This is a genomic window from Neorhizobium sp. P12A, assembly GCF_008365395.1.
GTDB lineage: Bacteria > Pseudomonadota > Alphaproteobacteria > Rhizobiales > Rhizobiaceae > Rhizobium.
Map to the genome: position 1 here is coordinate 155,010 of NZ_QOVX01000005.1, position 21,961 is coordinate 176,970.

Here is a 21,961-nt window from a genome sequence, read left to right on the forward strand (position 1 = left end):
GGCGTCACCCTTTCGATAGGAAGCTGACATCGGTCTCAGACCATCTGAGCATAACATCGCTTCCCGCCACGAGATTGCGGACCGACAGCGCCGTCGGTATCCGCACCTTGATCCGATGTTCGCTGCCGGCGCCCACAGACAGCGAGAGCTGCGTGGTCGCGCCAAGGAAGGTGACGGAGTCCAGCCGCGCTTTCGCCATGCGTTCGTCGTCACGCAAATTGTTGCCGTCATGAAGGCGAAAGCTCTCGGGACGGATCGCCAGAAGCAGGTCGCCCTGCTGACCGGAAGAGGCCGTATGCTTGCCGAGCGGGCTCTCGATCATGGGGACGTGGCGGCCGGCGGATGCCGGCAGGATATTGTTCTCGCCGAAGAATTTCGCAACGAACTCACTCTTCGGCTGGTAATAGATCTCCTGGGGCGTGCCGACCTGCACCAGGTTGCCATGGTCCATGACCGCAATGCGGTCCGACATCGAGATGGCTTCTTCCTGATCGTGCGTGATGAACACGAAGGTCGTGCGGATGCGCCGCTGCAGATCCTTGAGGAACTCCTGCATCGAGCGGCGAAGTTCCGCATCGAGCGCCGCAAGCGGCTCGTCCAGCAGGATCACCTGTGGCTCGCAGACGATGGCGCGTGCAAGCGCCACCCTCTGCCGCTGACCGCCGGACAGCTCCGCCGGATAGCGACCCGGCTTGTCGGCGAGATTGACCGTTTCCAAAACCGCCTCTACCCGCCGCTTGATTTCGCCGGGCGGCGTCTTTCGGATGCGCAAGCCGTAGCCGACATTCCGGGCAACCGTCATATGAGGAAACAACGCATAGTCCTGGAAGACGGTATTGAACGGCCGCTTATAGATCGGGACCTGCGCGATGTCAGCGCCGCGCAGCAATATCCTGCCTGACGTCGGCGGTGTGAAACCGCCGATCATGCGCAGGATCGTCGTCTTGCCCGAGCCGGAAGGACCGAGGATGGTGAGAAACTCACCATCCCGGATATCGAGATCGACGGGCTTCAGCACGTCGACGGCCTTATAGGATTTGGTCACCCGAACGAGCTGGATGACGTTCTGTCTCCCGGCGGCCAAATCCGAACTATCTGAAACCAACGCAACCATTATTGTACCGGAGTAGCCTTAATCTCGTTCCAAAGCTCGATGCGCTTGGCAAAGTCTTCGGGCGCCTGCAAGAAGACCAGCTTGTCGGCATAGGTTAGGCCGGCGTCGATATTGACTGCCTGGTTCGTCGTGTTGCCGTAACCTGTCTTCGTGCTGATATAGGTCCCGACGGCGGGCTCAAGCATAGCGTCGATCCAGGCGTGCGCGAGGTCGAGATCACGCGCCTTGGCGCTGATTGCCCAGCAGTCGATCCAGCCGATTGCGCCTTCCTTCGGAATGACGAGGCCGACATTGGCGCCCTGCTTCTTGAGCATCGGTGCCTGCGGCTCGCCCATCGACATCATCAGGTCGATGCCGCCCTGGGCGAAGATACTGACGCCGTCATCGAAACCGGCATAGTAGCTGGCAACGTTCGCCTTCTGCGCCAGGAGCTTCTTCTTCACCTGATCGAACTGCTCATCGGTGAGATTGAAAGGATTGCGGATGCCAAGTGTCAGCGCCGCCGTCACGATCGCATTGTTGGCGTCGTCCATGACGATGATGCGGCCCTTGTATTTCTCATCCCAAAGCACTTCCCAGCTATCTGGAGGCGTCTGGAAAGTGTCGGCACTATAGATCAGTGGGATCGAGCCCCATGCGAAGGGCGTGGCATAGGTCTTGCCGTCGAAAACGATGGCCGAAACACGCTTGAAGGCGCCGGCGAGGTTCTTGATGTTGGGCAGCTTGGCGCTATCCAGCGGCTGGATCAGCTTCTCCTCTGTCAGGCGCTTGTAGGATGACGTCTCTATCGCGATCACGTCGAAATCCGCGCCTTCGGAGGCTGTCATTTTTGCAAAGATTTCATCGACGCTGCCCGTATAGCTGACGCTGACGGTTGCGCCCGTCTTTTCCTCGAAAGCCTTCACCCACTGATCGTCGGCATAACCCTCCCAGGTCAACATACGCAGCTCCTTGCCGGCCGCGCGCGCCGGACGCACGAGCGCCGGAGCCGCAAGCGTACCGACAGCAACCGCTGCTGAAGCGGTCAGAAATTCACGTCTTTTCATTGTCGTTCCCCTTAGAACGTGGTTGTTTAAATTGAATAGTCGACCGGCGTGCGGTGCCAGCCGGCCTTATGTTTTTCCCAGTAAGACGACTTGAGCCTGAGACTGACCGCACCTGGCCTGTCGTTGCCCATGATATGGTCGCCGATCCTCGATACGGGCATGACGCCGCCCGCTGTCGTCGTGCAGAACATTTCGTCTGCCGATTCCAGATCCTCTCTCCTTAGAGGCGCGATGCGGGCAGGAATGCCCAGCAATCCGCAAAGTTCGAGCACGGAGCGACGGGTGATGCCTTCCAGGGCACCACGGTCCGGCGTCAGGGCCTCGCCGTCCTTGACGATGAAAACGTTGAATCCAGGCCCCTCTGTTACGAAGCCCTCGGCGTCCAGCAGAACCGCGGTATCCGCGCCCGCATCATGGGCTTCGAAGAGGCCGCGGGTGAGATCGCCCCAATGATAGTTCTTGATCGTCGGATCGATCGAAGCCGGAGCGATGCGGGGGATAGACGCAATATGGAGATGCGCGCCCCTCTCCTGCACGTCGAGCGGGATCACGTCGATCCATGGGATCGCGTAGACGATCAATTTATTGTCACAGTCCTGCGGCCGCCGCGAACCGAAAATGCGGGGCTTCCCCCGGGTGCAGATCATGGCGACATAGGAATCACGGAGGCCGGATAGAGCCACACAGCGCATGGCAATCTCGCCAATTTCGACCATCAAATGCTGAGGTGAGAGACGCAGGCTGGTCAGCGAGCGCTCGAACCGGTCCAGATGATCCTGCAGCCGAAAGAACCCGCCATCGCGAACATGGACAACATCATAGGTCACGTCCGACCGGGTGAATCCCCAATCCAGAACGGAAATTGCCGCTTCAGCGATCGGGACGAATTTCCCCTCACAAAATGCGGCGCCCTTGGAAAAGTCGGTGGTCATGCTTGAGAACTTCTATGTTCGAAACCGATATTCGGAAGCTGACAAAAATTTTGCAGATACGCAAGCAAATTTTCTCAAAAGAAATTTATTGACAGAACGGAAAGAGAATGAAAATTAAAAAGCAGCCTGGTTTTCGGCACTTTTCGGGATGGAATTTTCATGGAAGAAAAATTTGAGAAACGCCGCCTTGGCGCTACAGACCTGTCGGCGACGATACTGGGCTTTGGCACGACCGCAATTGGTGGTCTCTATTTGGCAACCAGCGAAACGGTCGCCGAAAAGACGATGGAGACAGCCTGGGAACTCGGCGTACGTTTCTTCGACACCGCCCCGCAATATGGCAACGGCATGGCCGAGCAGCGGCTCGGCGCCTTCCTGAAAACCAAGCCTCGTCAGGACTATGTTCTCTGCACCAAGGTCGGACGCCTGCTCCGTCTGCCGGAGACACCCGAAGGGGAAGACGCGTACTACAAGGGAACTCCGCCCGAGCGGCCTGTCTTTGATTTCAGCTATGATGGTGTGATGACCTCCGTCGAGGAAAGCCTAAAGCGCCTCAATACCGATCGCATCGACGTGCTGCATATCCACGATCCGGACAACCATTATGCCGAAGCGATCGACGGCGCTTACAAAGCGCTCGACCGGCTTCGGAGCGACGGGACCATCGGCGCGGTAGGCGCGGGTATGAACCAGAGCGAAATGCTCGCCGAATTTGCCCGCAACGGAAATTTCGACTGCTTTTTGCTTGCCGGCCGCTACACACTGCTGGAACAGGGAGCGCTTTCGGATTTCCTGCCGCTCTGCGTCGAAAAGAACATCTCCGTTATCATCGGCGGGGTCTATAATAGCGGTCTTCTCGCCGACCCGCGGGCCGGCGCGAAATTCAACTATCAGGATGCCGACCAGGCCTTGATCGAGCGCGCACACCGGCTGGAGACGGTCTGCCTTCGCCACGACGTGCCGCTGAAAGCCGCTGCCATCCAGTTTCCGCTGGCCCATCCGGCCGTTTCCAGCATCCTCACCGGCGCCCGCGGCCCCGAAGAGATACGGGAGAACGTCGCCCGGTTCCGTCAGCCCATCCCAGCGGCTCTCTGGCAGGAGTTGAAGGCAGAGGGCCTGATTGCTGCCGATGCGCCGACCGCATGAGCCGCGAGATGGTGAACCGGGTGATCGACGCGCATCAGCATTTCTGGGATTTGACCTCCGGAACGTATCCCTGGATGGAAGGCGACGGGATGCTACCGTTGCGGCGCAATTTCGGTCCCGCCGACCTCCTGCCGCTCATGGCCGGATCAGGCGTGGATGCGACCATTCTCGTGCAATGTCGCCACGATCTCGACGAAACGCGCGACTTCCTGGCGATAGCCCATGCACATAGCTTCGTTGCCGGCGTCGTCGGCTGGGTTGATCTCCAGGCTGATGATGTCGCTGCGCAAATCGCGGCACTGCGGACGCTTCCCGGTGGACCGCGCCTCGTGGGCATCCGCCACAATGTCCACGACGAACCGGATGCCGATTGGCTCCGGCGGCCCGCTGTCCATCATGGCGTCAGCGCCGTTTTGCAGGCGGGACTGAGCTTCGATCTGCTGGTGCGAACGCGTGAGCTGCCCGCCGCGACCGACCTCGTGCGCCGCTTTCCGACTGGACGCTTCGTACTGGATCACATGGCCAAGCCGCCAATTGCAGCCGGCTTCTTAGCCGCCTGGGAGAGTGCGTTCAGGGAACTTGCAGGATGCGGCAACGTCTGGTGCAAGGTCTCGGGCCTCGTCACCGAAGCCGACTGGAACGGCGCAGTACCAACCGATTTCGACCCATACATCAAGATTGCCTTCGAATGCTTTGGCCCCAACAGGCTGATCTTCGGTTCCGACTGGCCGGTCTCGACGCTTGCGGCCTCCTATTCTGACGTCAAGGCGATCGCCTCGCGCTTGAATACCGTCGCGCCGGATATCAGTGACCGTTTCTTCGAACGCAATGCAATCGACGCCTATCATCTTTCAACGGACGGAATTTCGAAATGAGCATCAATTTCAAAGACGGCAAATGGCTGAATACCCCGACGAACTGGGACGCTTCTACTTCTGGTCTTACGATGACGACCGACGAGAAGACCGATTTCTGGCGGCAAACCTATTATGGCTTTACGCGTGACACGGGCCATTTCCTCGGATTTCCCACCGCCGACGGCTTCACTGCGAAAATTCGCATCAGGGGCGAGTTCCGCACGCTTTACGACCAGGCCGGGCTCATGGTGCGCATCGACGAGAAGCGCTGGGTCAAGACAGGCGTTGAATTTACCGATGGCGAGTTGTTCCTCAGCACCGTCATTACCGATGGCACCTCCGACTGGTCCGTCTCGCAGCCCTTCAAGGAGCTTGAGGATTTCTATATTCGCATCACGCTTGCCAAGGGCGCGATGCGCATCCAGGCTTCGCGCAACGGCAGCTTCTGGCCACTGCTGCGGCTTGCACCCTTCCCCGTCGCTGATCGTTACGATGTAGGCCCGACCGCCTGCACACCGGAGCGCAGTGGACTGACCGTCCATTTCTCGGAATTCGAGATCGGCCCTGCGATCACCAAAGACCTTCACGACCTGACCTGAGGACGAATAATGCTGATAGGTATCGACCCGATCCTGAATGCCGACATTCTCTACGCACTGCGCGCAATGGGCCATGGCGACGAAATCGTCATCGCCGACGGCAGCTTTCCAGCCCAGACTGTCGCAAAACGCCTCATCCGCATGGAGGCCGCGGATCTGCCCCGCATGCTGAAGGCCGTCCTTTCCGTCATGCCGGTCGATGAATCGGAGCCTGATCCGGTGATTGGCATGGAAGTGATCGGCGAGCCGGACACGATTGTTCCGGCACATGTCGCAATCCAGGAGGCGCTCGATGCCTTGCCCGGGCAACCGGTCAGACTGACGCGCATCGAACGCTTCGCCTTTTACGAACGCACCAAGGAAGCCTTTGCGGTGATCTCCACGGGTGAAACGCTCTTCTACGGCAACGTGATCATCCGCAAGGGGACGGTCAATCTCGGCGGCAATTAAAAGCAGGTCGCAGTTTAGATCTCCGGCCGCGCGTTATTGGGCGCTGCCGGAGATAGCTTGGGGCTCCGGGATCGACGGGTCACGCGACGTGCGGTGCGTTCGAAGCTCCGAAAGGATTTGTTCGACCCTTGGACCGGAACAGCCTTACGCGTGTATCCAGAAAGCACTTTCGGCGAATCTGTCATCAGACCACCAGTTCAGACGGCCGACGCCGCGGCGAAAATTGACGGCACCGCAAAACTGTCAAAAGGCGACCGACGTCTTTGCAGAACCATTTTGTTATCCGAGGACATCGTCAATCAACGCTCTATTCAATAACAGACACTGACGATTGCTTTCGCTTTCGAGTGGTAGCGTCTCTTGGTCTCTAGTCCGACTTTGAAGCGAGGATATTTCAGCAAGCGGTCCTTGAACGGCGAATCTATTTCGTTGAATTGTTCTTTCGTAACGTGGAAACTGAGATTGAGGCTTGGCGCCTTTTGCGGCTTGTGCACAAAGCCCGGTTAGTTCGAGCCATCCGAGGGACTTTTGATAGGAGGTAGAACGCCGGCCGGAATGCTATTGATGGCAAAGAGGATCGTGAGATATTGCGATTTCTGCGTCTCGTCGGGAAAATGCCCTTTGAAAAGTCTCTCTATAGTGCCGTCTTCGAACATCCCATAAAGGGCCAGAGTAAACCTCTCCGGAAAAGCAGGAATGTGCTTTGACGACAGAACGAACGCGTATGGCTCATAATCCCCGTTGCCGGTACTGGAGAGATCCGCCGGGCATTTGACCCCAGCTCGCACGCGCTGCACCGGGCCTCGAGCCCGCGGCGAGCTTGGCATCCAGCACTCCTATGACCAGCAATCCCAATTCGAAAAAGCGACGCCACCCCCCCAGGAGACAAGAAAAACAAGAACCATCTGCGGCAGGCGCATGGTCCAATGCGCTTTTTTGCCGTACCAGCTTCGTGATTGGAGGCCCGCAGCGCGCAGCGCAAGAGCCAACAGGACAGGGATGAAGAGACTGATGGACCCATCAAATATATAGTTCAGCGACCTCCAGTATACGTCGCCCGCCGCGTTGAACTGCAATTCGTATTGATAACCGCCAAGGAACAGGCTCCAGAGGAGCAGGACCAACACCGTCACACCTGCCTGTCCACCCTACGCTCACCAATGTGTAAGAACGAATTTGCCCGGGCATCGCGTGGTGGCCGAGAACTTCCTCTAATTTTTCCAGCGCAAGATCCTGTTGGCGGGACGACTTGTCCAGTGCGGTGCCGCCCCGGGATTGGCCGCCAAGGCGGCGTCAGAGGTCGATAATGTACGGACCCAAAGTTCCGTCGCCTGGTCGAAACCGTTGACAAGACTGTTCGCCGTCTCGGAGGAGTCGGTCGGGAGCTTGCTAGCGCCGACCTCCGCGGACAACAGATTTGGCCCCCCCGAGGGCGGGCAGCGGCTTCGCATAAATACACAGGAAGAAATAAATGACCTCAAGTGCCAGCGCATAGAACAGATAGGCATTCACCACGACGCGGCGCGCTCGTAGCCTGTCGGGTGACAGTATGGTGGCCGTTTCAACTGCGGGCCGCCATCATATGTCACGCGATTGAAGCGCTCGTATGAGAAGAACATGATTATGATTGCCCCGAAGAACAAGGCCGCGACGTCTTCCATCTTTTGCCCCAGATCGCTGGGGTCTATCGACAACCGGTCCGTGCAGGGTTGCACGGAACCTCCGCGGAAACCACGGTTGGGACCGCGGTCAAAATGATCAGCACAAGAAGCATCTACCTCATGACTATATCTCCTTGGACGAACGCAACTAGGGATGCCAGCGTTGATATGGTCGAAGTTGTATCGAATTCGCGCAACCGCGTGCCAATTTGCGGTGAAAGGCCGTCGGCGATTCCGCGGTCTTTAGGAACTTTAAACCATCATCGGTGACGACAACCTATGGCATCATAATGCCCACAATATTTGCAAGAATACTCTTTCAACCCCTCCACCTAAGAGGGTGCTGGGAGTTTCTCTTTTTGCCGGGCACAACGGCGAAGCCGCAAACTGGGCGTCCGTTACTTCGCTCATCGAAACATGCAGGCTCAACGCAATCAATCCGTTTGCTTGGCGGTAATCGGATTGAAAGGATGTGAACCGCCGATGCCTGCCGATCAGACTTATTTATGAATTTGTAGCCATTCGACCTGTACATTGGCCCTTATGATTGCGCGGGAACGAAACCGATCCATGAGCGGTGGTGAAATTACACGCGCCTTTCGAAACATAGAGTAATCGACATGTCGAAATTTCGGGAAGTCGCGAGGAGCACTTTGATAGCCGGTGGCTGTGCGGTGTTATTCGTCGCCTCGCTGTATGACGTGAGATATCTTGACTCGTTGCAGGCCAGAGGCCCGAACTTTGCATCGTGGCAGCTTAGAGGAACTATCGCAGCAGAGTAATGGTTCTCGCGCGTTGTATCGGCGACCAACGAGATCAGCAAATGCCCCGGCCCCTATGGAGTCTGCAGAACCTTCAGCGATGGATATCTTCGCCGCCCGGTGCAGCCGATGACTAACGCCGATTGCTCTCCGCATTAGGGATGCTACGCCCAAGATCGGCGCCGACCAGGCCTCAGCTTTGTGCAAAAGCACCGGCTCGGCGACAATCCCGGCTCATGCGCGCACAAAGCCCATATCGTCGCCAATTACCGTGGTTGGCCCAATGGGCAATGGCACCGGATTGACGATATCGAGTTTCACGAACTCTAACTTATCCTTCCATGTTTTGCGCAGGAAGGTTTCGAAGACTTGAATGGTCAGCTGCTCCCCCGGACAGCGACGATACCCGAACCCGAATGGCGCAAAACCTGCGTAGTCGCAAACGGGAAGGGGCTTGCCATCGACAACGCCGAAGACGGTGCCGAAGGCACTGTTGTGCATCGCGCCCTTGCGCCCGTCCTGAAGGTCGAAGGATGTCGGGTCGAATGGACACTTGGCAAAGCCCATCGACAGCGCCTTGGCCTCGTCCGCATCGTGGCTGGTGGGTGCCTTTTCGTAGCGCGAGGGATCAAAAACCTTCGGGTTTTTCCAAAGGACAGGGTTGTGGCTTGTAGAGGTGTGTGGGCTGACAATGTAGCCGAACCGCTCGAAGGGCGGCGTTTGCGTCTCGGTCAACGCGGATATGCTTCCCCCGTTCGGGGATATCGTACGGAACAGCTCCATCGTAAACCGCTCTAATGGTGTGAATGGAGCGCCGTCGGCATTGTCGAAATCACCCTGCATCGTCTTCCGGAACCAGTCCTTGGCAACCGGGTCGCCGGTATCCCGGCCGAGTGTCTGCATGATGTTGTAGAGCGTGTTGCCCCACTGGCTGAATGCAACGAAGTTATGGAAGCACTCGAATACAACGTCCTTCGGGCTAAAGTACTCGCCATCCCCGGCATTCTTGATCCAGAACCAGACGAAGGTTTTTTCGCCGCCCGGCATTTTTCCTTCCTTGATCACCGTGATTTTTTCATCGATCCAGGATTTGAGAAAGTCCAGATGAGAGCGGACGATCATGTAGTTGTCGTGGACGATCCTCTGCGTCGGGTCACGATAGGCCAGAACGGTGTTGAAGCTTTCACCAATCTCGCGGACGCGGTCGGGAATGTCGTCGCCTTTCACGCCGAGATGGAGATCCCAATAAATATCCCAGTATCCACTGAGATAGGGCCGCATTAGCGGCTTGCCCATATTGGCCTCGGACATCAGCTCGTCAAAAAAATGCTCAACCTTTTCACGGTAGTTGGCGTCATAGAGATCGGGGGTTACTGCGCTCATGTATATGCGCTTGCGGCGGTTATCGGGACCGCGCTTTTCAAGACCCTGGAGAAATACGGTTACTCCATCCTCAGGGGCGGGCCGCCAATTTTCGCTCAGAAGCCCCCACAGGTCGTTTGGCAAGGCATTCTCTTTTGTGAGTTCGACGCCGATCATCGGAAGCATTGGTTGCTCACCGTGGTAGACGCTCACAAGGAAGTAGGGAACAATGACATTCTCGATATAGTCCGGCTCAAACTCCTTCGCGAACTGGGCCCGATATCGCGCCGCGGCTGAGGCGATATCGGTTGGCGCGAGCGGCTGACCCGGCGCCGGCGGCGATTGAGCAAACACTGTTTGGGCAGACAAGGCTGCTACACCTGTCGCTCCGCAGGTAAGGAATTCGCGTCTTTTCATGACTTATTCCCCTCTCTTGATTGGCTTTCACAATCTCATACCGACGCGTGGAGCCTGGTAGATGCCAGGGCCTATCTCGTCGAAGCTATTGAAGCGCATTAGCGAAGGATAAATGCTGTCGAAGTCGTCCTATCCGTTGAGAGAGCTGCCAGCGCGAATATAATTCTGACCAAAGGCTTGTGGTCAGAATCCCTCCCAAAAATAACCAAGAAAACCGGCTCGCAGAGCTAATAAAGCGATTATTTATATACAACCCTGACGTACTCCTAGCAAGCTTCATAACGGCGTGCCCGAACATCCATGGCCGCATCCGGTGCTTGGCAGGCATCTGCCAGGAGCAGGATCGCGCGAGAGTAGCAGCGCATCTACGTGGTAACTTCATACACTCTTATGTTCGAAAGACCGTTAGATGGTAGACTGAAAGACGCGCTGAAGATTGTGAGATTGCGAAGGCGGTCCAAGCGATGAAAATTGGCATTACATTCGATCTCCGGGAAGACTACGCAAGGGAAGGCTACACCGAGGAAGAGATTGCCGAATTTGACAGGCTGGAGACGATCGAGGCAATTGAATCGGCGTTACACACACTTGGTCACTCGACGGAACGCATCGGTACGGCGAAAGCGCTGGCAATGCGCCTGAGTAAAGGCGATCGATGGGACCTCGTTTTTAACAGCGCCGAGGGAATGTACGGTTTCGGCCGCCAGGCGCTGGCACCAGCCCTGCTGGATGCCTATGAGATTCCCTACATGTTTTCCGATCCGCTCACCCTTGCCGTCACCTTGCACAAGGCGACCGCAAAACGGGTTGTTCGCGACAACGGTATCCGGACGACCGATTTTGCTGTCGTAGAGATCCTTGCCGATGTTGCAAATGTCGCTCTGCCGTTTCCTTTGTTCATAAAACCCATTGCCGAGGGCACCAGCAAGGGCATCTCCGGGGCATCGAAAATCCACGATTGCGGAGAATTGGAAGTGGGATGCGAGCGGTTGCTTGCCCGATACAGACAGCCGGTGCTTGCAGAGGTCTATTTGCCCGGCCGTGAATTCACGGTGGGCATTTTGGGAACGGGAATGGCCGCCCGGGTGCTTGGGACAATGGAAATACTCCTCAAGGACGGGCCTGAGCCTGAAATATACTCTTACGACAACAAGAAATATTTCGATGACAGGGTTGCTCCGCGGCTGGTGAACGACACGGTGAGCAAATCTGCCGAGGAACTGGCGCTTAGGGCATGGAAGTGTCTCGGCGGGCGCGATGGAGGTCGTGTCGATGTGCGCTGTGACAATGCCGGTGACGTCAATTTCATCGAAGCCAATCCACTCGCCGGCATGCATCCCAAGGATTCAGATCTCCCGCTCATCGCCCGAATGGTCGGTCTGTCTTACCACTCGCTGATCGAAGAGGTTGTAGTTTCTGCATCGGCACGTGCAGCTAGATAGTTTTTGAACGGCTCTCCTTTATTTCCAAGATGCACGGCATATCGGAGATTTGGACCTCATTTTTTAGAGCCGTCAGTTGGTCACGCCCCTCAAATTTATGGTATATTAGCATAGGGGAAGATACGATGCTGCAGCGCACCCTTGTAACGATTTTAGCAGCTGACGCTGTCGGGTACAGCCGCCTCGTCGCGAAGGATGAGGAGGCCGCACTCGCGCTGTTCAAGGATTGCGCCACAATTATCCAGGAACGCGTTCAGGCACATAACGGCCGCGTGTTTGGCGGCGCTGGCGATAGCGTGATCGCAGCATTTCACAGCCCTGTCGAGGCCATGCGCTGCGCCGTGGAAATTCAACACCATATTATGCGACTGGATGAGAAATTTTCCGAAGACTGGCGGATGCTTTTCCGCGTAGGCCTCAATCTGGGGGATGTTGTTGTCGAACAGGACAATCTGCTCGGCGACGCGGTGAATGTAGCAGCACGGCTGGAGGGATTGTCCGAGCCGGGCGGAATTTGCGTCTCGAGCAGTCTTTACGAGCAGGTGAAACACTTACCCGACTTAGGCTTTCAGGACCTTGGCTCAAAGAGACTGAAGAATATCCCCGTTCCGGTCCATGTTTACTCGCTCAAAGGCATAAGTCCGGGCCACTCTCGCAGGCGCGTTGCCGCCTGGGGACTCGCTGCAGCAGCAATGGTTCTTCTGGCATCGATTGCTGCACCTCTCTGGTGGAAATACAAGCCCGAGATAGTGGGCAAAGGAGAAAACACACCGCAGCCCCTCGTCGCTGCGCAGCCTTCGATAGCCGTGTTGCCGCTTGACAATGTCAGTGATGACCCGCGGCAAGATTATTTCAGCGATGGCATCACCAACGATATCACCAGTGATCTTTCCAAATTCTCCGGTCTCTTGGTCATCGCCTATAACTCGGCGTCAACATTCAAGGACAAGCCGACAAAGGTTCAGGACATCGGGAAAGCGCTGAGCGTCCGCTATCTGCTCGAAGGCACGGTTCAAAAGACCCCCCAGCGGTTGCGGATCAATGCCCAGCTTATCGATGCCGAGACCGGTTATCACGTATGGGCAAACCGCTACGACGAGATGCTTGGAGACACGTTCACAGTACAAGAGGATATCACCAGCAACATCGTGACTGCGCTCGCGGTAAAGGTGACGGCGGCCGAAGAGAAGCGCTCAAACCAGAAGCCGACCGAGAACATGAGCGCCTATGACTATTATCTGAAGGGCAAGGCGATTTGGGCCGATCCCACCAAAGTCACGCCCGAGGGAAATGAAGAGGCCCGCCAGCTCTTTGAAAAGGCGATCGCGCTCGACCCGAACTATTCGTCCGCCTATGCCGAACTGTCTTACGTGGAAGTCCGGGCCTATCAGAGCGGCTGGGGCGATGGCGCAGCCGCCCTCCAAAAGGCCGAAGAGCTTGCGAACAAAGCCCTGGAATTGAGCGATGATTTTAGCAGCCACTGGTACCTGGCAATTGTCGCCTGGAACAAGGGCGATTTCGACAAGAGTTTCCGGGAATACGAAACCGCCCGTCGAATAAACCCCAATGATCCGGACCTCGCTGCCGACATGGCGGAGGCGCTGATCTACGGTGGCGAGCCCAAAAGGGCGATAGAACAGATCGAAGCCGCCAAGAACCGCAACCCGTTTTATCCTTTCTGGTACGATTGGAACGAAGGCAAGGCCAGGTATATGGCTGGCCAATATCAGGCGGCTATCGACGCCATAGCCAGGATAAACTCCCCACCGAACGATGTTCGCTTGATCACCGCCGCCAGCAAGGCGCAGCTCGGGGATATACCGGCGGCTCGGGCAATCATGGCCGAGTTCAGCAAGGTTGATCCAGACTGGTCGATCGCGAAGTCAGCCGCTTATTTCTATGTAAAGGACAGTGACAGGCAGCACTGGCTGGATGGTTTACGGAAAGCCGGGTTGAAGGAGGAGTAGAGCCGAACGCACCCGAAAGCTCTGTCATGTTGGCGGAAAATTCGATCGCCCCGGGGGAGAGTGGGTCGCTTCACAATTGACCAGGAGTACAAACAAAGGGGGTAAAAATGACTACCGAACAAGCCAGGGTAACTAACCGCCTCGCGAGGCGACAACCGCTCACTCTGGAAGGAAACAGAGAGGCAAAACGACTCTTCCGGGCAGCAATCGATGAGGATTCCGATTTCATGCTCGCTTACGCCGAACAGGCCTACGCCTTGCTGCGAGACTGCGAGAACGACTGGGACCGATACTCCGATTCACTTGAAGAGGCCGCCCGACTGGCCGATAAGGCCGTCGAACTCAGCAAGGATGCAAACAAAAGCTGGTTCAACGACTTCAGGGCCCTATGGTATCGCGCGATGGTGACTTGGCATCAGAACGACTTCCCCAAGGCTTTTCAGGAATACGAGGCCGCCAGGGCCCTTATCAGCAATCCTGAATTTCTCGACAAAAACACCGCCGAACTGGACGCAGATATGGCGGAAGCCTTGATCTATTACGGCGATCCAAAGCGGGCAATTCAGCTTGTTCTCGATGCCAAGAAGCGCTTTCCCGGGCACGCCTGGTGGTTTCACTGGATCTTGGCCAGGGCCTATTACCAGGCGGCGCGCTACCAGGAGGCAATAGACGAGATCGAACAAATCGCCAGCGAAAAAAAGCCTAACGATGTCCGTCTGATATTGGCTGCAAGCAAAGCCCAGCTCGCGACCCTGGACGATGCGAACCCGGACACGGCGTTGTTGGACGAGGCGAAAACGATCATGAAGGATTTCAGCGCCATTGAGCCAGAGTGGACATTGGCAAAGTCGGCAGCCTATCCCTATGGCAGTGCGTCCGAACGATACCACTGGATCGACGGACTTCGCAAAGCAGGACTGAGGCCGAACTGAACTCCCTGGGATCTGAGACCGACCAAAAAAATGACGCGAGAGTGCCAACTTTCTTTGGGGTCCAGCAAAACAGGGGACGGAACAGTTGCTGTTCCGTCCCCATCCATCACGCCAAACCAGGACATTTCTTTCACGTCGCCGTTGGCATCCTGTCGAATTTCGGGATTGCCGGATCGAGATGATCCCAGGCATGTCCGGCTGCGGTCCAGGACACCAGCTGTGGCTTATAGCGACTGGGGTCATCAAGGCTTGCCGGCGTTACGATGAAAACATCCGGCATATCGGGAAATGTCATGTAGACGGACGAACCGCATGTCGGGCAGAAGCCGCGCCGCTTGATGGTTCCGCCATCGCCGACGGTCTGCCAATGCGATGCTTCTCCCTCAAGTTTCACCTCGGCCGCCACGAAAGTCAGGTGTGATTGGTGTCCGGTGCCGCTGTCACGCTGACATTGCCGGCACTGACAGTCGACCATGACGGCCGGTTCGGCTGAGATCTCGTAGCGGACCGCGCCGCAAGCGCAGCCGCCGGTATAGGATTTGTTCATGTCGCTCCCCTCTTACTTCAATGCTGTGTTTGCGGAGACGCCTCTTCGGCGACCAATGTGTCGAGCCTCTTGACCACCGTCTTCCAGCCTTCGCCCATATTGCGGTAGGCAGCCTCGTTCTTTGGAAGCACGAAGCCGGAATGGACCAGGCGCAGGCGCGTGCCTGCCTCGGTCATGGAGAGGGTAAAGGTGACCACCGTCTCCAGTTTTGAGCCGTAGCCCTCATTGGCCTCATGGCCGCCTTTCCATGCGTAGGACAATTTCTCATTTGGCAGGACCTCCAGCACCTGGCAATGAATGGTGCCGTCCCATTCGCCCGCCGCCACCGTCTGAAAGGTGAAATGGCAGCCAGCCACCGGCTCGAAGCCCGTCGGCGGCATCAACCAGCGGCTCATCAGCTCGCCGCTGGTCAGGGTTTTCCAGATGATGTCGGGCGCATGCGGGAAGACTTCGTCGACCACGATGGCCCGCATGTCCGGGTTCACAGCTTGGTTCATGGGTCTATTTCCTTCAGCAGGTTTCTCAGATTGGCGAAGCGTTCGGGCCAGAAGACACCATAATGGCTCATCCAGTCGGCCAGCGGCTCCAGACCGCCCGGCTGGGCACGATAGTAGACATTGCGGCCCTCAGGTCGTTCACTGACAAGGCCAGCCTGTTTCAGCGACTTGAGATGCTGGGATATGGCGCCCTGCGTGACATTACTGCCGCGCGTCAACTCGACAACGGTGATCTCGTCGGAATTGACGATGCGCTCGAACACGGCCCGCCGCGTTGGGTCGGCGAGGGCGCGCATGACAGTGGTTATGGTTTCAGCTTCGATCATGGGACAATAAATAGCGGACACTAATCAATTAGTCAAGACTATTTGATTTGCTACACGTAAACGCACGTAAGCGTGCTCCAAGCGGATGGAAAGCAGGTCTGCCCGGAGGCATTCGGAAGCGTTCATATATTCCGCATTTCCAGCGCCCTTACCGCAGTTGCGCGCAGGTTCGCCGCAAACAAAGGTAGGGGTTTCTGGGCGCGCGTGAGGACAATTCGAGCAAGTGGACGCAAGATTGTCCATCGATATCCAGGTCGAAACGCCGGTATGTCCATGCTGAAGATGGATTTTCGTTGTTCGCGAAATTGTCACCAAACCGTCAACGGCAATTCGTCTGAGCACTTTACCCATCCGCTCCATTCCGCTTGCCAGCAACGCACCACCACGGCGACGGCTTCCTCGAAAACGCTATCCCTCTCGGTGACCACCAAGGATTGCGAGCCCCGCCTTTACCAGACACCATCACAGAAGCCGACGCGACCACGTAGGCCACAACGACCCTGCATGGTTCCCGTCCTCACCCATTTCAGGGAATTGCGTCCGAGCTCCGATCCCACCATTCCCAAGGAGACTTCAATGCTCAAACTTCTCGCTGAGAACGCTGCCGGAGTTCATGTCTGCGGCCACCGCGGCCATTCGATCGGCGCACCCGAAAACACTATTGCCGCCTTGGTCGCGACCCGGGAACATGGCGGCAATTCAGCTGAGATCGACTGCGTGTTGACTGAGGACGACGAGATCGTCCTTATGCACGACCAGACATTGGACCGGACCACTAATGGCACCGGCCTCGTCTCGTCTCAAAGCCTCGCCGACATCCGCAAGCTGGACGCCGGCAGCTGGTTTGACGGCCGATTTGTCGGAGAGCGCGTGCCGACGCTTGCCGAGGCAATCGAATTTGCAAAGACATATGATTTCGGCCTCGTCGTCGAGATCAAGGGGGCGCGCCAGATGGACCGGTTCGTCCGGCGTCTCGGTGCGGTGCTTTCTGAAACCGGCGGCGCCGACCACCTCGTCATGATCTCCTTCGATCATGTCATGCTGCGCGACCTGAAGGATGCGCTGCCCGGCATTCGCACCGAGGGCATTACCCATGCACGCCACGCCGATTTCGTTGGCGTCGCAAAGGCAGCGCGTCTCGATTCCGTTTCGATGGAGCATCAGATGTTCGTGCCGGAAGATGGAGCTGCCTTGCACAAGGCAGGCGTTGCGGTGCGTTTCCATCTCCAGCGGCCCGCCTACTACGACCGCCACAAGGCGCTCGGCATCGATCTGCTTGCACCGGTGTCAGGTTATATCGCGGACGGCGTCATCGATACCATTTCCGGCGACGACGTCGGCTTCCTGGCGGCGCTCAGGGCAGCGGCTATCGCGAAATGAGCGACTGAATCTCTCTTCCGCCGGCGATCAAGTGCCTGGACCGTCGGCGGTTGCTCTTGATGAGCGCGAGGCCTTCTCGGGTAATCGGTTGAGATCGCGACCGGACAGGTTGTGCGCTCGCCTGGCGTTTCGTTGCCCGCATCGAGAAACCGGAAAAACCGATGCGTTCGCCATCCCTATCGCGTCCGATTGACACGATCGCGACCTTGGAATTCAACCACCGTCGCCGGTGTTTGTTCCCAATCCGGTATTTCCGGCCATTGGCTGCGGCAACAACTCATTTGCGGCGCTGGTAAGCCCATGCGTCGCGATGGTTGTTCAGCCGGCAGGAGACGCCAGCGTGATCATTGCGACCTGTCAGCTACTTTCAAGGCGGGAACAACTAGCTAATTACGGCCGTCCTGGCCATCGCGAGAAGCTGGGCAGCATTGCGAATTCCTTGCTTGTAAAAATGGATGATGTGCGACGCTAATAGATCGGATTTGGGGCTGCCCGGCGCTATTTCCGCTTCCGCTCGCACGATATCGAATATTTGCTGGCAAAGATCCAAATCCTCAGAAAAAAGCGGAAGGTCTGAAGGGTGTAAATGCTCCCTGATCATTCGTAACCTCAAGCACTGCTCGTTATCTCCAGATGGGATTTAGGGCAGGATTTGAAGGAAGCAATAATTCAGAAATTACCGGATGCCGACAGGACGAGAGGTCTCCGTCTTCAGCGAACCAAGGGCTTCCGCCGCCTCTGTGGCATGCGGAAGCTCGCAATGATCCGCAAACAGATGTTTCCCGACATAGTCTACGAATACGCGCACCTTCGGCGACAGGTTTCTGTTGGACGGCCAGAGCAGGCTGAATTGAGCGGGTCCATTGACATGGTCTGCCAGGATGACTTGCAGCGTTCCCTTCTCGACCGGCTCCTTCACCAGGAAATCCGGCATGGCTGCGATGCCGAGCCCGCTTACCGTTGCGCCGAGGATCGCCTCCATATTGTTGCAGGTCATGATCGTCTTTATGCGAAGATCAAAATCCTCGGTGATCGGCCAGTCCTGTATTCTGCCGCCATCCGGAAATCTGAACCGGATCGCTCCGTGACCACAGAGATCGTGGAGCTTAGCCGGCGTACCATGACGGGCGAGATATGCGGGCGAGGCGCACAGCAGGATGCGGATTGGGCGGAGAGTTCTCGCCGTCAATCGGGAGTCCGGCAGCTCGCCGCTGCGGATTGCAACGTCGACACCGTCCTCGATCAAGTCCACAAGGTGGTCGTTGAAGTCGAGGTCGAGCTCGATCTCGGGATACATTTCCATGAATTTCGGAAGGATCGGCAACAGCAGGTGATATGTGACAACCGGCGTGCTGACGCGCAGCCGACCTCGCGGGCACTCCTGGGATCGCAACATCGTTGCGTAGGCGTCATCGAGGTCATCGAGGATTCGACGGCATCGTTCGAGAAACACCCTGCCCTCCTCGGTCAGGCGCAGGGTTCGCGTCGAGCGCTGAAACAACCTGATCCCGACCTGCTGCTCAAGCCTCGCAACGGCCTTGCCGACCGCCGACGGCGACAGGCCGAGAGTCTTTCCCGCCGCAACGAAACTGCCAAGCTCAGCCGTCCGGACGAAGGGCATCAGCCCGTTGAACTTGTCCATGCACACATCCAATTCGAGCGTTTTATTCCGCATTATGCGGAATTCTTATCGTTTTCCCCTAAATTGTAGCTGATATATCTTGCAACGCAATCCCATCGGTTCACCGATTGCTGCCCGGTCGGATCGGAATCGAGGGATATTGCCGCCCTTCAAGCTTTCATTCGATATCGGAAACTCATGATGACGAACACCAAGAGTCTCGCTGGTTCTGCCCAGCAGAACCTCATACTTCTCGCCGTCTGCATGGCCGCAGCTGCCATGCCTTTGACATTCACTGGCCCGGCGGTTGCGCTGCCCTCCATCGCCCATTCCCTCGGCGGATCGCCAATCGCCCTCAACTGGGTGACCAATGCGTTCATGTTGACATTCGGAAGCGGGCTGATGGCTGCCGGAGCTCTTGCGGACAGTTACGGCCGCAAGCGCACGTTCATTGCCGGCGTCGCGGCATTCGCACTCTTCTCGTTTGCCCTCGCCTTCGCTTCCGGCATTGTTTCGTTCGATCTTCTCAGGGGCGGTCAGGGCATCGCGGCGGCTGCCGCGTTTTCCGCCGGAATGGCCTCGCTGGCGCAGGAATTCGACGGAACCTCCCGGGTCCGCGCCTTCAGTATCGTCGGCACAAGCTTTGGAGTGGGACTTGCCTTCGGCCCGATAGCATCGGGACTGATGGCGGATGCTTTCGGCTGGCGCACGATCTTCTATCTAGTCTTCGCCCTGGCCACAGCGTCCCTCCTGCTCGCAATCTCGTGCCTGCGTGAATCCAGGGACCCTGACGCAGCAGGCCTCGACTGGCCCGGAACGATCACCTTCACTCTTGCCCTGACGTTCTTTACCTATGCCGTCCTGGAAGCTCCGGAAAGCGGATGGACGAGCCCGGCAGTAATCGGGCTGCTCGTCGGCGCTGCCCTTCTGATGGCCGCATTCGTCATCGTCGAGGGTAAGGTGGCCCGGCCTATGCTCGATCTTTCACTATTCCGCTACCCCCGATTTGTGGGCGTGCAACTGCTTGCGGCTGCTCCGGCCTATGCTTTTGTCGTCCTGCTGATCCTTCTTCCCATACGCTTCACTGGCATCGAGGGCATGAGCGCTGTCACGGCGGGTCAGATGATGATTGCCCTGTCCGCTCCTCTATTGATCCTGCCCCTTGTCGCCGGATGGCTGACCAAATGGCTCTCCGTCTCGACGATCTGCGGAACCGGACTGCTGATCTCGGCCGCAGGCCTGCTTTGGCTCAGCTATTTTCCCGCAGGTCAGTTCGAACTGTCGATCGTGCTACCGATGCTGACGATCGGCACGGGCATCAGCCTTCCCTGGGGGCTGATGGACGGACTCGCGGTCAGTGTGGTGCCGAAAGAGCGGGCGGGCATGGCGACAGGCATCTTCAGCACGACGCGCGTTGCCGGCGAAGGTCTGGCTTTGGCAGTCGTATCTGCACTCCTCTCGGCCCTGTCGGCGTCAGGTCTGCCGGACTCAGGCACCTTCGGCCCGTCTGTCATCAGCGAAACCGCACAGTTCCTCGCCACGGGCAACCTGGACCGAGCAGTGTTGTCCATGCCTTCGCTTGGCCAAGCTGGCCTGACGCATGCATTCAGCAACGCATTCGGATTGCTTCTGATGGGGCTGGCAGGCGTCACTGTCGTAACAGCGACCGTGGTCTTCCTCTTTCTCGGAAGCGGCGAGTCGGCGGAGGAATCCGCGGCCGCCGAATCCGCGTCCTAAAGATTGCTCGCGGCGCTTCCGCTCAGCGTAACGCCGGATAATCAACGAGGTTTGGGCCGCGAGAAGGAACGGCCTTCAGCCATCGAGCAGGGTAAACACGTCGCAACGATCTCGAATGCCGCGTAGCTCGTGTCTTCCAAGAAAAGACAGTTGGAAGCCGGCTTTCGACGCTGCATCCCCCGAGACGAGAACGGTATGCTGAAGCTGTTTGCACAATCCCTCCAGCCGGCTGACAAGGTTAACGGCAGATCCGATGGCGGTGAAATCCAACCGATCGGCCGCGCCTATGTTCCCCCACAGTATCTCACCGAAATGGACCGCCACTCCGAACGGCAAGGGGGAGAGACCGTTGGCTTGCCTTGATGCGTCGAGGTGAGCCATCCCTGCCCGCGCCGCGGTGACAGCGTTCAATGCCGCATCGCAAGCATCGCCAGGCGTCGTAACGACCGGAAAGATGGCGAGGACGCCGTCGCCGATGAATTTCAGTACCTCGCCGCCAAAAGCATGGACCGCTCCGGCCACCCGCTCGAACCACGCATCCAGTGCTGCAATCACCAACAATGGTTCCGTGGTTTCGGACATGGCGGTAAAGTCGCGAAGGTCGGCGCAGAGTAAGGCTGCTTGAATAGTCTCACCAGTGCCGCGGCTAAGATCGCCCGATTGCACGCGCGCCGCGCTGCGGCGACCAAGGTAGGTTTCGAGAAGGGCGGCTTTGGCCTCTTTTGCGGCGATGGCGGCAAGAGGCGCGGAGGCGAAGCGCGCTGCCTCGCGCAGCCTTCTTTTTTCATCTTCTTCGAACGACCGCGCGCCTGCCCAAGCCAAAATCGCACCCTGAAGCATCGGGATGGCGATTTCCTCAACCGGGCCGAGTGCTGCAAGCCCGCTGCTCAGCGCTTCACCGCCTAAAAACCCCAGACGTTCGCCGACGGCTCCGGTTTCGGGCCGCCAGAGCAATGTACGGCGCGCAATGATCGGATGTGGGACCGAGATGGTCAGAGCACTTCCGGTCAGCAAAAGGCCGTCGGCCAAGAGGCGCTGACTGAATTCCGTCAGAAAACTCTCGGCATTGGGCGACGCCGCAGCTTCGTCGACTAACCAGGCGATGGAATTTGGCAGAAGCATGCCTGATCATTGCATGCGAGCCAACAGCTGTCATCCATTCGAGCG

General features: G+C 57.6%; 19 protein-coding genes. 9 read left to right on the forward strand and 10 right to left on the reverse strand.

Annotation, left to right across the window (positions count from 1 at the left end; all coding sequences use genetic code 11):
* Positions 1 to 4 precede the first annotated feature (4 nt).
* The 3 genes from DTW90_RS17000 to DTW90_RS17010 are packed head-to-tail and all read right to left on the reverse strand — an operon-like array spanning position 5 to position 3,092.
* Complete coding sequence (locus tag DTW90_RS17000) at positions 5 to 1,084, reverse strand: ABC transporter ATP-binding protein (RefSeq protein WP_246664961.1); 1,080 nt, start codon at positions 1,082 to 1,084, stop codon at positions 5 to 7.
* A 29-nt stretch (positions 1,085 to 1,113) separates the two neighbouring features.
* Positions 1,114 to 2,160: an ABC transporter substrate-binding protein gene (locus tag DTW90_RS17005; protein ID WP_132523035.1), complete on the reverse strand. Its 1,047-nt coding sequence runs from the start codon at positions 2,158 to 2,160 to the stop codon at positions 1,114 to 1,116.
* A gap of 26 nt (positions 2,161 to 2,186) precedes the next feature.
* On the reverse strand, positions 2,187 to 3,092 hold the full coding sequence (locus tag DTW90_RS17010) for an aminotransferase class IV (RefSeq protein ID WP_132523033.1): 906 nt from the start codon (positions 3,090 to 3,092) through the stop codon (positions 2,187 to 2,189).
* Between the two features lie 159 nt (positions 3,093 to 3,251).
* Here DTW90_RS17010 and DTW90_RS17015 point away from each other — a divergent pair, with 159 nt between their 5' ends.
* From DTW90_RS17015 to DTW90_RS17030, 4 genes are read left to right on the forward strand one after another with little or no spacing between them, the layout of a single operon-like run.
* Positions 3,252 to 4,238, forward strand: a complete 987-nt coding sequence (locus tag DTW90_RS17015; RefSeq protein WP_149339725.1) for an aldo/keto reductase — start codon at positions 3,252 to 3,254, stop codon at positions 4,236 to 4,238.
* Entirely contained in the window at positions 4,235 to 5,113 is an 879-nt protein-coding gene (locus tag DTW90_RS17020; protein WP_245512682.1) for an amidohydrolase family protein, read from the forward strand. The genes DTW90_RS17015 and DTW90_RS17020 overlap by 4 nt, the downstream gene beginning before the upstream one ends.
* The gene (locus DTW90_RS17025) at positions 5,110 to 5,694 is read left to right on the forward strand and encodes a DUF1349 domain-containing protein (RefSeq protein WP_132523029.1); all 585 of its coding nucleotides are present in this window, start codon (positions 5,110 to 5,112) and stop codon (positions 5,692 to 5,694) included. The genes DTW90_RS17020 and DTW90_RS17025 overlap by 4 nt, the downstream gene beginning before the upstream one ends.
* A 9-nt stretch (positions 5,695 to 5,703) precedes the next feature.
* A complete protein-coding gene (locus tag DTW90_RS17030; protein ID WP_132523027.1) occupies positions 5,704 to 6,144 on the forward strand; it encodes an RbsD/FucU domain-containing protein in 441 nt (146 codons plus the stop codon).
* Positions 6,145 to 6,980: 836 nt separating this feature from the next.
* On the opposite strand, the gene DTW90_RS17035 is transcribed toward DTW90_RS17030, so the two are convergent.
* Both DTW90_RS17035 and DTW90_RS17040 read right to left on the reverse strand, forming a co-directional pair.
* Complete coding sequence (locus tag DTW90_RS17035) at positions 6,981 to 7,277, reverse strand: hypothetical protein (RefSeq protein ID WP_149339727.1); 297 nt, start codon at positions 7,275 to 7,277, stop codon at positions 6,981 to 6,983.
* Between the two features lie 1,523 nt (positions 7,278 to 8,800).
* Positions 8,801 to 10,345 carry a hypothetical protein gene (locus tag DTW90_RS17040; protein WP_132523021.1) on the reverse strand — a complete coding sequence of 515 codons (1,545 nt, stop codon included), beginning with the start codon at positions 10,343 to 10,345 and terminating at the stop codon, positions 8,801 to 8,803.
* 464 nt (positions 10,346 to 10,809) lie between these two features.
* On the opposite strand from DTW90_RS17040, the gene DTW90_RS17045 reads away from it, so the two are divergent.
* The 3 genes from DTW90_RS17045 (at position 10,810) to DTW90_RS17055 (ending at position 14,686) form a co-directional block, all read left to right on the forward strand.
* Complete coding sequence (locus DTW90_RS17045) at positions 10,810 to 11,787, forward strand: D-alanine--D-alanine ligase (protein ID WP_132523019.1); 978 nt, start codon at positions 10,810 to 10,812, stop codon at positions 11,785 to 11,787.
* Between the two features lie 125 nt (positions 11,788 to 11,912).
* Positions 11,913 to 13,754, forward strand: coding sequence for an adenylate/guanylate cyclase domain-containing protein (locus DTW90_RS17050; RefSeq protein WP_165927816.1), 1,842 nt, complete (start codon positions 11,913 to 11,915; stop codon positions 13,752 to 13,754).
* Between the two features lie 107 nt (positions 13,755 to 13,861).
* Entirely contained in the window at positions 13,862 to 14,686 is an 825-nt protein-coding gene (locus tag DTW90_RS17055; protein ID WP_132523015.1) for a tetratricopeptide repeat protein, read from the forward strand.
* A gap of 130 nt (positions 14,687 to 14,816) precedes the next feature.
* Here DTW90_RS17055 and DTW90_RS17060 read toward each other — a convergent pair whose 3' ends face one another.
* Genes DTW90_RS17060 through DTW90_RS17070 form a run of 3 tightly spaced genes read right to left on the reverse strand, consistent with a single transcriptional unit; the run spans position 14,817 to position 16,056 of the window.
* On the reverse strand, positions 14,817 to 15,233 hold the full coding sequence (locus tag DTW90_RS17060) for a GFA family protein (protein WP_132523013.1): 417 nt from the start codon (positions 15,231 to 15,233) through the stop codon (positions 14,817 to 14,819).
* Between the two features lie 17 nt (positions 15,234 to 15,250).
* The gene (locus DTW90_RS17065) at positions 15,251 to 15,730 is read right to left on the reverse strand and encodes an SRPBCC domain-containing protein (RefSeq protein ID WP_132523011.1); all 480 of its coding nucleotides are present in this window, start codon (positions 15,728 to 15,730) and stop codon (positions 15,251 to 15,253) included.
* Entirely contained in the window at positions 15,727 to 16,056 is a 330-nt protein-coding gene (locus DTW90_RS17070) for a metalloregulator ArsR/SmtB family transcription factor (RefSeq protein ID WP_132523009.1), read from the reverse strand. The genes DTW90_RS17065 and DTW90_RS17070 overlap by 4 nt, the downstream gene beginning before the upstream one ends.
* A 576-nt stretch (positions 16,057 to 16,632) precedes the next feature.
* Here DTW90_RS17070 and DTW90_RS17075 point away from each other — a divergent pair.
* Positions 16,633 to 17,436: a glycerophosphodiester phosphodiesterase family protein gene (locus DTW90_RS17075; protein ID WP_149339729.1), complete on the forward strand. Its 804-nt coding sequence runs from the start codon at positions 16,633 to 16,635 to the stop codon at positions 17,434 to 17,436.
* Positions 17,437 to 18,112: 676 nt separating this feature from the next.
* Here the strand turns inward: DTW90_RS17075 and DTW90_RS17080 are convergent.
* Positions 18,113 to 19,078, reverse strand: a complete 966-nt coding sequence (locus tag DTW90_RS17080; RefSeq protein ID WP_132523007.1) for a LysR family transcriptional regulator — start codon at positions 19,076 to 19,078, stop codon at positions 18,113 to 18,115.
* 180 nt (positions 19,079 to 19,258) lie between these two features.
* Here DTW90_RS17080 and DTW90_RS17085 point away from each other — a divergent pair, with 180 nt between their 5' ends.
* Positions 19,259 to 20,794, forward strand: a complete 1,536-nt coding sequence (locus tag DTW90_RS17085; RefSeq protein WP_132523005.1) for an MFS transporter — start codon at positions 19,259 to 19,261, stop codon at positions 20,792 to 20,794.
* A gap of 75 nt (positions 20,795 to 20,869) precedes the next feature.
* Here the strand turns inward: DTW90_RS17085 and DTW90_RS17090 are convergent, their stop codons facing one another.
* Positions 20,870 to 21,916 carry an adenylate/guanylate cyclase domain-containing protein gene (locus DTW90_RS17090; RefSeq protein ID WP_132523003.1) on the reverse strand — a complete coding sequence of 349 codons (1,047 nt, stop codon included), beginning with the start codon at positions 21,914 to 21,916 and terminating at the stop codon, positions 20,870 to 20,872.
* Positions 21,917 to 21,961: the final 45 nt, after the last annotated feature.

What these genes read in the sequence shown, in the direction of transcription:
- DTW90_RS17005 (WP_132523035.1), bottom strand. Translation starts at nt 2,160, where the DNA reads ATGAAAAGACGTGAATTTCTGACCGCTTCAGCAGCGGTTGCTGTCGGT.
- DTW90_RS17010 (WP_132523033.1), bottom strand. Translation starts at nt 3,092, where the DNA reads ATGACCACCGACTTTTCCAAGGGCGCCGCATTTTGTGAGGGGAAATTC.
- DTW90_RS17015 (WP_149339725.1), top strand. Translation starts at nt 3,252, where the DNA reads ATGGAAGAAAAATTTGAGAAACGCCGCCTTGGCGCTACAGACCTGTCG.
- DTW90_RS17020 (WP_245512682.1), top strand. Translation starts at nt 4,235, where the DNA reads ATGAGCCGCGAGATGGTGAACCGGGTGATCGACGCGCATCAGCATTTC.
- DTW90_RS17025 (WP_132523029.1), top strand. Translation starts at nt 5,110, where the DNA reads ATGAGCATCAATTTCAAAGACGGCAAATGGCTGAATACCCCGACGAAC.
- DTW90_RS17030 (WP_132523027.1), top strand. Translation starts at nt 5,704, where the DNA reads ATGCTGATAGGTATCGACCCGATCCTGAATGCCGACATTCTCTACGCA.
- DTW90_RS17040 (WP_132523021.1), bottom strand. Translation starts at nt 10,345, where the DNA reads ATGAAAAGACGCGAATTCCTTACCTGCGGAGCGACAGGTGTAGCAGCC.
- DTW90_RS17045 (WP_132523019.1), top strand. Translation starts at nt 10,810, where the DNA reads ATGAAAATTGGCATTACATTCGATCTCCGGGAAGACTACGCAAGGGAA.
- DTW90_RS17050 (WP_165927816.1), top strand. Translation starts at nt 11,913, where the DNA reads ATGCTGCAGCGCACCCTTGTAACGATTTTAGCAGCTGACGCTGTCGGG.
- DTW90_RS17055 (WP_132523015.1), top strand. Translation starts at nt 13,862, where the DNA reads ATGACTACCGAACAAGCCAGGGTAACTAACCGCCTCGCGAGGCGACAA.
- DTW90_RS17060 (WP_132523013.1), bottom strand. Translation starts at nt 15,233, where the DNA reads ATGAACAAATCCTATACCGGCGGCTGCGCTTGCGGCGCGGTCCGCTAC.
- DTW90_RS17065 (WP_132523011.1), bottom strand. Translation starts at nt 15,730, where the DNA reads ATGAACCAAGCTGTGAACCCGGACATGCGGGCCATCGTGGTCGACGAA.
- DTW90_RS17070 (WP_132523009.1), bottom strand. Translation starts at nt 16,056, where the DNA reads ATGATCGAAGCTGAAACCATAACCACTGTCATGCGCGCCCTCGCCGAC.
- DTW90_RS17075 (WP_149339729.1), top strand. Translation starts at nt 16,633, where the DNA reads ATGCTCAAACTTCTCGCTGAGAACGCTGCCGGAGTTCATGTCTGCGGC.
- DTW90_RS17080 (WP_132523007.1), bottom strand. Translation starts at nt 19,078, where the DNA reads ATGGACAAGTTCAACGGGCTGATGCCCTTCGTCCGGACGGCTGAGCTT.
- DTW90_RS17085 (WP_132523005.1), top strand. Translation starts at nt 19,259, where the DNA reads ATGACGAACACCAAGAGTCTCGCTGGTTCTGCCCAGCAGAACCTCATA.
- DTW90_RS17090 (WP_132523003.1), bottom strand. Translation starts at nt 21,916, where the DNA reads ATGCTTCTGCCAAATTCCATCGCCTGGTTAGTCGACGAAGCTGCGGCG.